This is a genomic window from Heliomicrobium sulfidophilum (assembly GCF_057715735.1).
Genome location: NZ_JBVTZZ010000005.1, coordinates 1,022,076 through 1,036,127, shown reverse-complemented (window position 1 = coordinate 1,036,127; position 14,052 = coordinate 1,022,076). Strand labels below are relative to the sequence as shown.

Sequence of the window (14,052 nt, the reverse complement as noted above, 5' to 3'; positions counted from 1 at the left end):
AGATAGGGGATTTCCATGCGCAAAGACTGGGACAGCTATTTCATCGACATCGCCTTCGCCGTCTCCACCCGCAGCACCTGTCCTCGGCGGAGCGTCGGCGCTGTCATCGTGAAAGACAAGCGGATCAAAGGGACAGGCTATAACGGCAGCCCTGCCCATCTGCCCCACTGCGCCGATGAGGGATGTCTGATGCGGAACAACCACTGCGTTCGGACGATCCATGCCGAGGTGAACGCGATCATGGAGTGTTCGCCAGAGGAACGGAAAGACGCGACGATTTACGTGACTGACCGGCCCTGCGCCGAGTGTTCGAAGGTGATCATCTCTTCAGGTATAACCAGGGTCGTCTTTGCCCGAGACTATCCTACGGATCACGATTGGTTTCACAGGGCGCCCTGGATCGAGGTCGTCCATATCCCACGGCAACCTGAGGCAGAGGAAGCGCCAACGACATAACAGGCCATCGATGAGGGGGAGGCGCCATGACCGATCTGGTCAAAGAGTTGGAGAAGGTTTTTCCCCGGCTGGAGCTCTCGCCGACCATTGAGAGCACCATGATCAAGCTGGTGGAAGAAGCCGGGGAATTGGCCGAGATCTGCGGGAAGGTACGTCGCCTGAACGGCGAGGAGCAGCAGAAGGTGATGAATAAGCTGCGCGCCCGGGAAGTGGCCCGCCAAGTGGAGGGCTTGCTGCAACGGGGACAGGGATTCGACGGTGAAGGTCCGGCGGCGAAGGAAGTGGCGGCGCTGCTTGCCTCCTTCCGGACGGAAGGCGTCGAGGCGCAACTGGCCCCGAAGGAGATCGACAAGTTGATCGCCCGGGAATTGCTCGATGTGATGCAAACCTGCGCCACCTTCATGTACCAGCTTGAGGTCGATCTCGACAGCCTCATCGCCGAACACCAAGAAAAATTGATCCAACGGGGATACATAAGCGGCGAAAGTAAAAATCTCGAAAGGCAGTGAAGCCGTTGCCTGCACCGATCAAGGTTTTGTCCATCTTTGGAACCCGTCCGGAAGCGATCAAAATGGCCCCGGTCGTCAAAGCGCTGGAAAAGCAACCGGATCAGATCGTCTCCAAAGTGGCCGTGACGGCCCAGCACCGGGAGATGCTCGATCAGGTGCTGGAACTCTTTCAGATCACGCCCGACCATGACCTGAACATCATGGCGCCCGAACAGACCCTCTATGACGTGACCTCCCGGGCGCTGCTCGGCCTCAAGCCGGTACTGGAGCAGGAGAAGCCCGATCTGGTCCTCGTCCACGGTGATACGACGACCACCTTCGTGGCCTCCCTGGCCGCTTTTTATCAGCAGATCCCGGTGGGTCATGTGGAGGCGGGTTTGCGGACCCACAACAAATACTCGCCTTTTCCGGAGGAACTCAACCGTCGACTGACCGGCGCCATCGCCGACCTGCACTTCTCCCCGACAGCCACCTCTCGGCAGAACCTACTGCAGGAAGGCATCAAGGAAGAGACCATCTATGTGACGGGCAACACCGTCATCGACGCCCTGCTGGCGACGGTAAAGCCCGATTACCGGTTCCACGATCCCGCCCTCGAAGGGATCGACTTCGCAGGCCGCGAGATCCTGCTGGTGACGACACACCGCCGGGAGAACCTGGGCGAGCCGATGCGCCAGGTCTACCGGGCGCTTTTCGAGGTGCTGGAGGCCCGCCCCCAGGCGGCGGTCGTCTTCCCGGTCCACAAAAACCCGGCTGTCCGGCGGGTCGTCGCCGAGGTGCTCGGCGATCATCGCCGAGTGCATCTGGTCGAGCCGATGGACTATGAGCCCTTCGTCAACCTGATGGCCCGTTCGACGCTCGTGCTCACCGACTCGGGCGGCATGCAGGAAGAGGCGCCCTCACTGGGCAAGCCCGTCCTGGTGCTGCGCGACACGACGGAACGGCCAGAGGCGGTCACAGCCGGCACGGTCAAACTGGTAGGGACCGACCCAGCCGCCATCACGAAAGAGGCCCTCACCCTGCTCGGCGACCGGCAGTCCTACGAGGCCATGGCCAACGCCGTCAACCCTTACGGGGACGGCAAAGCGTCGCAGCGAACGGTCCAGGCCATCTTGCATCACTTCCAACGGTCACCGGAGCGGCCGGAACCTTTTTCGCCGCAAATGGATTGAAGCAAGGATATCAATTGAATTAAAGATATTGAATCAGGAGTATCGGATCAGGAAATATCGGGTCAGGAATACGGATGGTATAGCGAATATTGTATTCTTTTGCGTTAATGCTGTTCTTTTTGGCACATGAGAGGATTTTGGCCTGTCGTCGCGAATACTAAATGTCGGCTAAAATGTGTATGAGCTTTGCTGAAACACTGTTGAAGAAGCGACAGAGGGAAGTAGGGAATGAGGTCGAACCATCCAGGGCATCCTAGTTTTGCCTGTATGCAGCAGGAGGGAGAGGATTGGCCGATCTGAATCTGCCTTCTCGTCGGGTTCTGAAAGCGTTTGCGTTGGCTTCTACCATCGGCGCCGAGTTCGCGGCCTCGGTTTTCATCGGGTTTACGGCAGGCCGCTACGCGGATAAGGCTTGGGGGACGGACCCGTGGTTGATGCTCGCTGGTGTATTGCTGGGCGTCGCCGGCGGGTTTTTCGGTGTCTATTACCTGGTAACTACCTTTTTCAAGGAAGAGAAAGACAAACCAGAAAAAAAGCCAGCCCCCTGACACTCCGCGATACGCCCGGCAAGGTGGTAACGAGAGAGGACAAGCTCGATGGAATTGCAGCGCCTTTTGTCCAAGGTATGGCGGGCAGGCCTCCTAGGGGTGGGAATCAGCCTGTCGTTCATACCCTTTGTTGATAGACCGGAGGTTCCTGCCGGGTTCGCCCTCGGCTGGTTTTCCGGGATCCTCGCTTCCTGGCTACTTTCGATGCGGCTTCGCCGCCTGGAGAATCAATCCCCCGAGAAGGCTGCCCGCAGCATCCAAATCAGCGCACTGGCGCGATTCAGCCTGGGACTGCTGGCTTTGCTGCTCGCGTTCAAAACCCCCGGGGCCTTTGATCTCCTCTCGACCGGTCTCGGCCTGCTGATGACGCCTGTCACCTCGACGGCGTTCGGCTGGCTGGAGAGCCGGAAACCCTACTACTGGGAAAACACGAAGTGAAAGGGGTGAATCAGAAAACACATGGAAGAACACGTGCGTCCGGAGTGGCACTTCATGGGAATGACCTTTTGGGCCGACACACTGCTTTTCACCTGGCTGGTCATGGTCATTCTTATCATTTTTGGCTACATAGCGGGCAGACGGGCGACCAGCGGCATCCCTGACCGGATCGTCGCCGTTTGGGAGTACGTCATCGACTTTGTCGCCAAGATTGTCGCCGACAACACCGATTACAAGAAAATGGCCGGGCTGTTGGCCTACCTGGTGACGCTCATCATGTTCATCTTCGTCTCCAACATGATCGGCCTGTTCCCGAACTTCACCTTCGGCCTCGGTCACCTGCACACCGCCGGCAACCTGATGTCGCCGACGGCTGACTTGAACCTGACGCTGGCGCTGGCCACGATGACCATCATCCTGGCCCAGTACTACGGGATCAAGTACAACGGCACCCACTATTTCGGGCACTTTTTCGCACCGCACTGGCTCTTCTTCCCGATCCACGCCATCGAACTGCTGACCAAGCCCGTCACCTTGGCCTTCCGTCTTTACGGGAACATCTTCGCCGGTGAAGTGCTGATCAAGGTGCTCCTCACGTTTATCCCCTTCGGACTGGTCTATGTCTTGGGCGGGTTCATACCCCACGTGATCTGGCTGGCTTTCTCCGTCTTTGTCGGCGCCATCCAGTCTTTCGTCTTCACGGTCTTGACGATCGTGTACATCTCGCAAGCCATCGGCGCTGCCGATAGCCATTAAAAAACAAAAAAATCAAGGGACCAAGAGTCCCGCCCAGCCACAACGGCTGAACATTTGAAAGGAGCGATCTCTTGTGGATGTCAAAGCTTTTGCTCTCTTAGGTGCCGGTCTCGCCGTCGGTCTCGCCGCTTTCGGCGCCTCCATCGGTAACGGTATGGTCACCTCCAAAACGGTGGAAGGCATCGCCCGCCAGCCCCAAGCCCGCGGCGCCCTGCAAACGACCATGTTCATCTCCGTCGGTCTGATCGAAGCTCTCCCCATCATCACCGTCGTTATCGCCTTCCTGCTCTACGGCGTCGGCAGCAAGTAAGACTTGCCTCGCCTTCGCGAATCGGTTCCACCAAAAAGAAATACAGCGTAGCGTTTGCTCCGTTTAAGGAGGTTAAGCGGTGCTAGAATCGGTCCTTCACGCGCTCAATCTGAACGAGACCTTTCTGGCCATGCTGATCAGCTTCCTGATCCTTGTCTTCATCCTCCAGCAAGTGGCTTTCAAGCCCATCTTGAAGGCCCTCGACGAACGGCGTCAAAAAGTCGAAGAATCGATCAACCGCGCCGAAAACGACCTGGAAGAAGCCAACCGGATGCGGGCCGAGAATGCCGCCGAACTGGCCAAGGCCCGCCAGGAAGCCCATGACCTGATCGCACGCGCCACCAAGGTCAGCGAAGAAAAAGCGCAGGAAATCGTCGCCGCCGCTCAGGCAGAGGCCAACCGCCTCAAAGAAAAGGCTGTCGCCGACATCACCCGGGAAAAAGAAAAAGCCCTGGAAGAACTGCGCAGCCATGTCGTCAGCCTGTCCATTCTGGCCGCGGAAAAGGTGATCCGCAAAAACCTCGATGACGCGACCCAGCGCCAACTGGTGAACGAGGTCATTGACGAAGTGGGGAAACTGCCATGCTAACAGGCGCAGTCGCTCGCCGGTACGCGCAGGCTCTCCTGGAGATCGGAACCCAAGCCAAGACCCTGGATGCGCTGGAAGCGGAATTGGGCCGCTTCGTTGAAATGGTCGACCATCATCCGGAACTGCAGCAAGTCCTCTTTCATCCTTCCGTCGTTGTCGCCGAGAAAAAAGACCTGGTGGGCAAACTGCTGGCCACGGGCGCTTTCTCTGAAACGGCGCGGGCCTTCATCCTCCTTGTCATCGATCGCCGGCGGGAGAACTACTTCGCCGACATTTTCCGGGAGTTTGTCCGCCTGGCCAACAAGGTGCGCAACATTGAGGAAGCACGGGTGACGAGCGCTGTCGAGCTGGCGCCGGAGCAGGTGGAACGCCTGCGGTCACAACTGGCCGCCACCACCGGCAAAGAGATCGTCCTGCGCATGCAGGTCGATCCCAGCTTGATCGGCGGTCTGGTCGTCGCCTTCGGCGACCGGATCATCGACGGTTCAGTAGCCGGAAAGATCCGGGACCTGAGAGAGAGCCTCCTGCGGGCTCCCCTGCCGTCCCTCTCGTAACTCGACACGCTCACAAGAGAATAGGGGTGAAGAACCGTCCATGAGTTTACGTCCTGAAGAGATTAGCGCCATCATCAAGCAACAGATCGAGCGGTATGAAAAGCCCCTGGAGGCTGCCGATTCCGGCACCGTCATCCAGGTCGGCGACGGCATCGCCCGCATCTACGGCTTGGAAAAAGCCATGGCCGGCGAACTGTTGGAGTTCCCCGGTCAGGTCTATGGCATGGTGCTCAACCTCGAAGAAGACAATATCGGTTGCGTTATTCTCGGCCCCTACACGGGGATCAAAGAAGGCGACACAGTCAAGCGGACGGGCCGCATCGTGGAAGTTCCCGTCGGTCCCGAACTGATCGGCCGCGTCGTCAACCCCCTCGGCCAGCCCCTGGACGGCAAGGGTCCCATCAACGCCAAGCAGTTCCGTCCCATCGAGTCGGCTGCTCCTGGCGTCATCAAGCGGAAATCGGTTCACGAGCCCCTGCAAACGGGTCTCAAGGCCATCGACGCCATGGTGCCCATCGGCCGCGGCCAGCGGGAACTGATCATCGGCGACCGTCAGACCGGTAAAACGGCTGTCGCCGTCGACACGATCATCAACCAAAAAGGCCAGAACGTCATCTGTATCTACGTGGCCATCGGCCAGAAGGCTTCCACCGTCGCCGGCGTCGTCAAGACGCTGGAAGAGCACGGCGCCATGGATTACACCATCGTCGTCTCAGCGACCGCCTCTGAGCCGGCGCCGCTACTCTACATCGCCCCCTACGCCGGCTGCGCCATGGGCGAGTACTTCCTCTACAACGGCCAGCACGCTCTCTGCATCTATGACGACCTGTCCAAACAGGCCGTCGCCTACCGGGAGCTCTCCCTGTTGCTCCGCCGCCCGCCGGGCCGCGAAGCCTACCCTGGCGACGTCTTCTATCTCCACTCCCGTCTGCTGGAACGGGCCGCCAAACTCTCGGACGAGCATGGCGCCGGCTCGCTGACGGCCCTGCCGATCATCGAAACCCAGGCTGGCGACGTGTCGGCCTACATCCCGACAAACGTCATCTCCATCACCGACGGCCAGATCTTCCTGGAGTCGGACCTGTTCTTCTCCGGCATCCGCCCGGCCATCAACGCCGGCATCTCTGTTTCCCGCGTCGGCGGCGCCGCTCAGATCAAGGCGATGAAACAGGTCGCCGGCCGCCTCCGCTTGGAACTGGCCCAGTACCGGGAACTGGCCGCCTTCGCCCAGTTCGGCTCCGACCTGGACAAGGCCACCCAGGCCCGACTGAACCGCGGTCAGCGCCTCGTGGAAATCCTCAAGCAAGACCAGTACAAGCCGATGGTCGTCGAAGAGCAGGTGGCCGTCATCTTCGCCGCCGTCAACGGCTATCTCGATGACATCCCGGTGGCTGACGTGCTCAAGTTTGAGGAAGGCTTCCTCAAGTACCTGCGTACGGAAAAGGCCGATATCCTCACCGATATCCGGGAAAAGAAAGCCCTCAGCGACGATCTCACCGCGCGGCTCAAAGAGGCCATCGGAGCTTTCAAGAAGGGCTTCGTGGCCTAAGACTGGGAGTCTGCCGGACTAGACTCTCGGCAATAGCGAGGTGAAAATAGAATGCCCGGAATGCGCGATATCAAACGCCGCATCCGTTCCATCAAAAGCACCCAGCAGATCACCAAGGCGATGAAGATGGTAGCGGCGGCGAAGCTGCGCAAGGCCCAAGAGAGGGTCATTCAGGCCCGCCCTTACGCCAAGCGCATCCAGGGGGTTCTCTCGCGCTTGGTGGCTGCCGCCACCGACGTGAACCATCCCCTCCTGGAAACGCGGGAGGTCAAAAGGGTCGCTTACGTGGTCGTCACGGCGGACCGTGGCCTCTGCGGCGGGTACAACGCCAACATCATCCGTAAGGTGAACAACGAGATCAAGGGACGCGACGATGTCTCCCTGGTCTGCGTCGGCCGCAAAAGCCGCGATTTCTTCAAACGGATGGGGAACAGGATCGAAGCGGAGTACGTCGGTCTGGGCGAGGACATCTCCTTCGGCATGGCCAAGGAGATCGCCGCCAAGGTCATGGAACTCTACGAACAGGGGACCGTCGACCAGGTGCAACTCGTCTTCACCGAGTTCTACTCCGCCTTGACCCAAAAGCCTGTGCAGATGCAACTGCTGCCCGTCCCGGCCCAGTCTGGCGAAGGCGCAGGCGCTGACGACAGCAAGGATCCCCAGCCGCTCTATGAGTTCGAACCGAGCCCTGAGGCCGTCTTGGACGAGCTGCTTCCCAGGTACGTGGAGAACCAGATCTACCGGGCTCTCTTGGAGTCGAAAGCCTCCGAACAGGGCGCCCGCATGACAGCCATGGGATCGGCGACGGACAACGCCAAGGAAATGATCAACAAGCTTACCCTGTCCTTCAACCGGGCCCGCCAGGCGGCCATCACCAAGGAGATCTCCGAGGTGGTCGGCGGCGCGGCAGCTCTCGGCTAATCGAAGGCAGGCAGTCACTCCGACCGGAGGAGGTTTACGCATTCGATGAACTTTGGAAATGTAATCCAGGTCATCGGGCCGGTTGTGGACATCCAGTTCCCGCCCGGCCAACTGCCTGAGATTTATAACGCCATCAAGATCCGTTCTGCCGACCAAGAGAACTACCAGGGCAGCTTCGAGATCGACATCACCCTGGAAGCCGCTCAGCACCTGGGCAATAACGCTGTCCGCTGCGTCGCCATGTCCTCCACGGACGGTTTGATGCGTGGCATGAAAGCCCAAGACACGGGCGCTCCCATCTCGGTGCCTGTCGGCGCCGAGATCCTGGGCCGCATGTTCAACGTCCTCGGCGACCCCATCGACGAGGCTGGCGAAGTCGTCGCCAAGGAAGCCTGGCCGATCCACCGCAACGCGCCGACCTTTGAAAACCTGGAGCCCTCCACGGAGGTTCTCGAAACAGGCATCAAGGTCATCGACCTGCTGGCTCCTTACGCCAAGGGCGGCAAGGTCGGTCTCTTCGGCGGCGCCGGCGTCGGCAAGACCGTTCTGATCCAGGAACTGATCAACAACATCGCCATGGAATACTCCGGTTACTCCGTCTTCGCCGGCGTCGGCGAGCGGACCCGTGAGGGCAACGACCTGTACCACGAATTCAAAGATTCGGGCATCCTGAAGAACGTCGCCATGGTCTTCGGCCAGATGAACGAGCCCCCCGGGGCCCGGATGCGCGTGGCCCTCTCGGGCCTCGTCATGGCCGAGTACTTCCGCGACGTCCAGAACCAGGACGTGCTGCTCTTCATCGACAACATCTTCCGCTTCACCCAGGCCGGTTCGGAAGTGTCGGCTCTCCTCGGCCGGATGCCCTCTGCCGTCGGTTACCAGCCCACGCTGTCCACCGAAATGGGCCAGCTCCAGGAGCGGATCACCTCGACGAAGAACGGTTCCATCACCTCCGTCCAGGCGATTTACGTCCCTGCTGACGACTTGACGGACCCGGCGCCGGCGACAGCCTTCGCCCACCTGGACGCCACCACCGTTCTGTCGCGGGCCATCTCCGAACTGGGGATCTACCCCGCCGTCGACCCCCTCGACTCCACCTCCCGGATCCTGGACCCCCACGTCGTCGGCGACGAGCACTACAGCGTCGCCCGGGGTGTGCAGAAGATCCTGCAGCGCTACAAAGAACTGCAGGACATCATCGCCATCCTCGGCATGGACGAGCTCTCGGAAGACGACAAGATCGTCGTCGCCCGGGCGCGGAAGATCCAGCGATTCCTCTCGCAGCCTTTCCACGTGGCCGAAGCCTTCACCGGCACCCCCGGCAAGTTCGTCCCCCTCAAGGAGTCCATCCGGGGCTTCAAAGAGATCCTCGAAGGCAAACACGACGACCTTCCCGAAAACGCCTTCTACATGGTCGGCACCATCGAAGAAGCGGTGGCCAAAGCCAAAGATATGGCGTAAAGAGGGGAGTGACCTGTCATGGCCGAAAAGACCTACCTACTCGAGGTGGTTACTCCCGAGCGGGTGGTCGTCAATGAGGAAGTGGAGTTCACCTCCGCTCCCGGTATCGAGGGCAGCCTCGGTATCCTGGCCGACCACGCTCCCATGCTGACCGCTTTGACCATTGGCTTGCTGGAGTACACCAAAGGGAGCCAAACCCGGAAACTGACCCTCACCGGCGGTTTCCTGGAAGTGGCCGATAATAAAGTGACCGTCCTGGCGAACGCGGCGGAACAGCTTGTGGAGATCGACCTCTCCCGGGCCGAAGCCGCCCGCCGGCGGGCGCAAGAGCGGATCGAAAAAGCCCAAGGCGGCAACGCCGATGTGGACCTGATGCGGGCCGAGATGGCCCTCAAGCGGGCGCTCCTGCGCCTGGAAGCCGCAAAAAAAGAATAATCGATGCGGATTGTGTCGGCGCCGTCCCCTTATGTATAATGAGGGGAGGCGCCCTTTTCTTTTTTTGGGAAATTGAAAAGTGCGCGGTGACTTCCTGCAAAAGCTTGGAATGCATAAAGGATGTTTTTCCGGGCATTTTGGAAAGATGGCAAATACGTTCGCACGAGGTTGTATGGATGAAAGACTTTCCCATTGTGCTCATCGGTCTCTACAACTCCAAGGCGCTGGGGGTGCGCGCCCTGTCGTCGGTTTTAAAGGCGAAGGGCTACCCTGTCAGCCTGCTCTTCTTCAAAGACTTTAACAGCTTGAACGCGCGCAGCCCCTCCGAGGAGGAGTACCGGCTGCTCATTGACAAGCTGATGGAACTGAACCCCCGCATGATCGGTCTCAGCGTCATGTCCACCTTCTACCTCTCGGCCGCCCATGAGATGTCGCGCCGCATCAAAGCGGCCTTCCCATCGACGACCCTCGTCTGGGGCGGCGTCTACCCCACCATGTTTCCCGAGGAGGCCCTGGAACACTGCGACTATGTCATGCGCGGCGAATGCGACGAAGCGGTCATCGATCTCGTTGAAGCGCTTTCCGGCAAGAAAGACATCACCCAGGCGCCCAACCTCACTTACCGGCGTGGCGACGAGGTGGTCCACAACCCCCTCAACCACCTGCGGGCGCAGTTGGACGAGTTGCCCTTCCCCGACATGGGCGGCGGCGACAAGTACCACATCAGCGACGGCAAGATCGCCTGCTGCGATCCCCAGGTGGCCAGCGTCTCCTATGAGATGAGCGCCTCCCGCGGCTGTCCCTATGTCTGCTCCTACTGCAGCAGCCTAAACCTGAAACGGATCTACAAAGGCAAAGGCCCTTTTGTGCGCCTGCGTTCTGTCGACAGCACCTTATCGGAGCTGCGCTGGGCGCAGGATCTCGTCAAGAATATGCGCATGGTCTGGTTCTGGGATGAGATCTTCGCCGATGACGAAGCCTGGGTCCGCGAGTTTGTCAGCCGCTACAAAAAAGAGATCGGCCTGCCCTTCAACATCTGGGGCCACCCGCACAAGATCAAGCCGGAGACGATGGCCATGCTTGTCGACGCCGGTTTGCATCAGGTCGTCGTCGGCATCCAGCATGGATCGCCGCGCATCCGCAAGGAGATCTACTTCCGCCCCGAGACAGACGAAGAGTTGATCGAGATGAGCCGCATCCTGGCCGAAGCCAAGGTGCCCGAGGTCATCTATGACCTGATCCTGGACAGCCCCTTCGAGACGGTGGAAGACCTGGAGAAGACCTACCACCTCTGCATGAAGCTGCACAAGCCCTTCACCTTGAACCTGCACGGCCTCAGCTTCCTGCCGGGCACCGATATCGAGAAGCTGGCTGTCGACAAAGGCCTGCTGACTTGGGAAGAGCTGAAGCAGCAGCAGTCGCGCCCCATCGAAGAGATGTATCATTCCTTCAGTTGGTGGACCCACACCGGATCGAAAGAGGACCGGGAACGGGCCTACTGGAAAAACATGATCCACCTGACTCAGTTTGGCTGGGCGTCCCTGCTCCTTCCCCTCTTCGAGGCGAACTTCTTCCGTCAAAAACCGGAGATGATGAACCCCCTGCGGACCACCGCGAACGGCTGGAACCTGATGCGGCGGGCCACCCGCAAGCTCCGTTTAAAGCTCGGTCTGACCTGAAGTTTAACGGTCACCCTCTTGGGCAAGACTGGAAACAGACCATTGCCTTTGAGGGTGTTTTTTGTGCTCAAGTTCTTTTTTTCGCTGTTCATCCAAGTTGGCCTGTTCCTGCTCCTCAGCTTTTTCCTGCTCTTTCGCAACGGCGGCGAAGGTGCCCAGTGGGTGATCCAGCAGATGCCTGCCTTCGAAGCGACGGTCACAAGCTATGTACAGACGTACACGCCATCCCTGATGGAGATGTGGACAACCCTGGTGCCGCCTTTTACGGACAGGCTTGACAAAAAGGGCTTCCCAGAACCGTCCGAGACGCCGGCGTTGCGCCGCGGACTCGGTCCGGAGACGTCCTCTGACGAAAAAGGCGCAGCAGAGCGAACAGGGGACAGGGCCGGCGGCGCCGAACAAGCGGTCGGTGAATCGGCGGGCAAGCCGGTCGACTGGGCGGTCATCGAAAACCTGGCCTCCGCGATGGAGGCGTCGGGGATTTCCCCCCAAGAGGCCGCCATCACCCTTTCCATGCCCATCGATCCTTCCGTCACGAAGGACGTGGCGGAGAGGGAGCGACAGTCCACTGCCGAGACGCTGTTGCAAAAGCATTTTCGAGAGATCACCGGCCAGGAGGCCGCCGAAAAAGCCGTCATCCGCAGCGATGGGCAACGGCTATTTGGGCTTCTGCGCGGCGAGGACGGAAAAGGCGGCCGCCTGGACCTGATGCTGCAGATCGAGGCGGAGCGGGCGCATCTGACCGCCATTCTCCGCTCGTCCCTGCCGTTGTTGAAAGAGAGTGACCGCCTGACGCGGTTGTACGCTCTGGCCGACGGGCAGCAGCATTGCGAATTCAGCTTCACCGTGCAAGGGACGCGGCCCGGTTTATTAGCGCCGGAAGAACAGGAACAGGCGATCCGCCACTGTCTGGAGCGCCTGCAGGCGCAGACGTTGCGCGTTTCCACGAAAGACGCCCTTATCGTCAGCGCCTACTGCCCCGCGTTGCCGGGAGGGATCCCCATGGGCAACGAACAGCTGAACCTCCAGGCGATGGCCCGCTACTACGGCGTCGACCAGAACACCCATTTTGCCTTCGGGTACCCGATTCTGCTCCAGGAGATGTAGGGGCGATGGCCTGTACCGACGTTTCTCCAGCTGACCCATCCAGGAGATGGCTGATTATGCGAAAAAGGTTCCGGAGATAGTATTTTAGGCAGGAAAGCGTTGTGACCTGTCGAAACTAAACTGGGTTGTTAAATGGCTTTGGACTTCCTACATACCCAGCGCTTTGCGGAATACCCAAAAAAAGGGGGGCGGCCGGTTCCCGGAGAACGGTGAAAACGGCAGACGGAATTGATGGACACAAAAATCGTTGTGCGCGGGGGCAATCCCCTGATTGGACATATCCGAGTCAGCAACGCCAAGAATGCGGTGCTGCCGATCCTGATTGCGTCACTCCTGGCAGAGGGCGAATCGACCATCGCCGATGTTCCCCAGTTGGCCGATGTGGACACCACCTGCGCCTTGCTACAGCACATGGGCTGCGAGGTCGCCCGGCAAAAGGGGAACATCATCGTCCGCACCGGTTCCCTTTCCGGTGAAGAGGCGCCTTATGAGTTCGTGCGCATGATGCGGGCCTCCTTCCTTGTGCTGGGGCCCCTGTTGGCGCGGCTCGGCCGGGCCGTCATCTCGCTGCCGGGCGGCTGCGCCATCGGCTCCCGGCCGATCAACCTGCACCTGAAAGGCCTGGAGGCCATGGGCGCCAAGGTTCGCCTCGATCACGGCCATGTGGAGGCCCACTGCCGCCAGTTGCAAGGCGCCCAGATCTACCTCGACTTCCCCTCTGTCGGCGCCACAGAGAACCTGATGATGGCCGCATCCCTTGCCAAGGGGCAGACAGTGATCGAAAACGCCGCCGAGGAGCCGGAGATCGTCGACCTGGCCAACTACCTGAACCGGATGGGGGCGCGGATCAAGGGCGCCGGCACGCCGGTCATCAAGATCGAAGGCGTCGAGCGGCTGCAAGGCGGCGCCTACACGCCGATCCCCGACCGGATCGAAGCCGGTTCCTACATGGTGGCAGCCGCCGCCACCGGCGGCGACCTGACGGTGGACAATATCATCATCGATCATGTCAAACCAGTCATCGCCAAACTGAAGGAGATGGGCGCCACCATCCAGGAGATGGAGACGAGCCTGCGCGTCACTATCGATCAGCCCTTGCGCGCCGTCGACATCAAGACCTTGCCCTATCCCGGTTTCCCGACAGACATGCAGGCCCAGATGATGGCCCTGCTGACCGTCTCCGCAGGCACCGGCGTGGTGACGGAAACGGTCTTTGAGAACCGCTTCATGCACGTCGATGAGTTGAAGCGGATGGGCGCCCAGATCAAGGTGGAAAGCCGGACGGCAGTCGTCCAGGGCATCCCCAAGCTCTACGGCGCGCCTGTCAAAGCGACAGACCTGCGGGCTGGCGCGGCGCTGATCGTGGCGGCTTTAGCCGCCGACGACAAGACGGAGATCGGCTGTGTCCACCACATCGATCGCGGCTATGACGATATCGTCGGTAAACTGCGTCAGGTGGGCGCCCACATCGAGCGCGCTTACGCCGACGGCTAGAAGCGGTTGCCGCAGCGGTTAAAAGAGCGGTCCCATCAGCTGTTAAATCAGCAACGTTTCATCAGCGGCAGTTT

At 60.1% G+C, this 14,052-nt stretch carries 16 protein-coding genes; all 16 read left to right on the top strand.

Going from position 1 to position 14,052, the window contains the following annotated elements:
- The first annotated feature begins 15 nt into the window (after positions 1 to 15).
- The 16 genes from AC0CW1_RS10615 to murA all read left to right on the top strand — a co-directional run bounded on the left by AC0CW1_RS10615 (position 16) and on the right by murA (position 13,978).
- The gene (locus AC0CW1_RS10615; protein WP_488183025.1) at positions 16 to 456 is read left to right on the top strand and encodes a deoxycytidylate deaminase; all 441 of its coding nucleotides are present in this window, start codon (positions 16 to 18) and stop codon (positions 454 to 456) included.
- A gap of 26 nt (positions 457 to 482) precedes the next feature.
- Positions 483 to 965, top strand: a complete 483-nt coding sequence (locus AC0CW1_RS10610; RefSeq protein ID WP_488183024.1) for a hypothetical protein — start codon at positions 483 to 485, stop codon at positions 963 to 965.
- A gap of 5 nt (positions 966 to 970) precedes the next feature.
- Positions 971 to 2,137, top strand: coding sequence for a non-hydrolyzing UDP-N-acetylglucosamine 2-epimerase (gene wecB / locus AC0CW1_RS10605; protein WP_488183023.1), 1,167 nt, complete (start codon positions 971 to 973; stop codon positions 2,135 to 2,137).
- A gap of 287 nt (positions 2,138 to 2,424) precedes the next feature.
- Positions 2,425 to 2,685 (top strand): AtpZ/AtpI family protein, encoded by a 261-nt coding sequence (locus AC0CW1_RS10600; RefSeq protein ID WP_488183022.1) that lies wholly within the window; start codon positions 2,425 to 2,427, stop codon positions 2,683 to 2,685.
- A 48-nt stretch (positions 2,686 to 2,733) separates the two neighbouring features.
- Positions 2,734 to 3,123, top strand: coding sequence for an ATP synthase subunit I (locus AC0CW1_RS10595; protein ID WP_488183021.1), 390 nt, complete (start codon positions 2,734 to 2,736; stop codon positions 3,121 to 3,123).
- Between the two features lie 21 nt (positions 3,124 to 3,144).
- Positions 3,145 to 3,879, top strand: coding sequence for a F0F1 ATP synthase subunit A (gene atpB / locus AC0CW1_RS10590; protein WP_488183020.1), 735 nt, complete (start codon positions 3,145 to 3,147; stop codon positions 3,877 to 3,879).
- A 73-nt stretch (positions 3,880 to 3,952) separates the two neighbouring features.
- Entirely contained in the window at positions 3,953 to 4,189 is a 237-nt protein-coding gene (gene atpE / locus AC0CW1_RS10585; RefSeq protein ID WP_012282004.1) for a F0F1 ATP synthase subunit C, read from the top strand.
- A 79-nt stretch (positions 4,190 to 4,268) separates the two neighbouring features.
- A complete protein-coding gene (atpF, locus tag AC0CW1_RS10580; protein ID WP_488183019.1) occupies positions 4,269 to 4,778 on the top strand; it encodes a F0F1 ATP synthase subunit B in 510 nt (169 codons plus the stop codon).
- Positions 4,772 to 5,332 carry an ATP synthase F1 subunit delta gene (atpH, locus tag AC0CW1_RS10575; RefSeq protein WP_488183018.1) on the top strand — a complete coding sequence of 187 codons (561 nt, stop codon included), beginning with the start codon at positions 4,772 to 4,774 and terminating at the stop codon, positions 5,330 to 5,332. The genes atpF and atpH overlap by 7 nt, the downstream gene beginning before the upstream one ends.
- A gap of 40 nt (positions 5,333 to 5,372) precedes the next feature.
- Positions 5,373 to 6,881 (top strand): F0F1 ATP synthase subunit alpha, encoded by a 1,509-nt coding sequence (gene atpA, locus AC0CW1_RS10570; RefSeq protein WP_488183017.1) that lies wholly within the window; start codon positions 5,373 to 5,375, stop codon positions 6,879 to 6,881.
- Between the two features lie 51 nt (positions 6,882 to 6,932).
- Positions 6,933 to 7,802, top strand: a complete 870-nt coding sequence (atpG, locus tag AC0CW1_RS10565; protein ID WP_488183016.1) for an ATP synthase F1 subunit gamma — start codon at positions 6,933 to 6,935, stop codon at positions 7,800 to 7,802.
- Between the two features lie 45 nt (positions 7,803 to 7,847).
- Positions 7,848 to 9,263 (top strand): F0F1 ATP synthase subunit beta, encoded by a 1,416-nt coding sequence (atpD, locus tag AC0CW1_RS10560; RefSeq protein ID WP_488183015.1) that lies wholly within the window; start codon positions 7,848 to 7,850, stop codon positions 9,261 to 9,263.
- A gap of 18 nt (positions 9,264 to 9,281) precedes the next feature.
- A complete protein-coding gene (locus tag AC0CW1_RS10555) occupies positions 9,282 to 9,698 on the top strand; it encodes a F0F1 ATP synthase subunit epsilon (protein ID WP_488183014.1) in 417 nt (138 codons plus the stop codon).
- A gap of 176 nt (positions 9,699 to 9,874) precedes the next feature.
- Positions 9,875 to 11,377, top strand: coding sequence for a B12-binding domain-containing radical SAM protein (locus tag AC0CW1_RS10550; protein ID WP_488183013.1), 1,503 nt, complete (start codon positions 9,875 to 9,877; stop codon positions 11,375 to 11,377).
- A gap of 63 nt (positions 11,378 to 11,440) precedes the next feature.
- Positions 11,441 to 12,484, top strand: coding sequence for a YwmB family TATA-box binding protein (locus AC0CW1_RS10545; RefSeq protein WP_488183012.1), 1,044 nt, complete (start codon positions 11,441 to 11,443; stop codon positions 12,482 to 12,484).
- Between the two features lie 231 nt (positions 12,485 to 12,715).
- Positions 12,716 to 13,978 carry a UDP-N-acetylglucosamine 1-carboxyvinyltransferase gene (gene murA / locus AC0CW1_RS10540; protein WP_488183011.1) on the top strand — a complete coding sequence of 421 codons (1,263 nt, stop codon included), beginning with the start codon at positions 12,716 to 12,718 and terminating at the stop codon, positions 13,976 to 13,978.
- Positions 13,979 to 14,052: the final 74 nt, after the last annotated feature.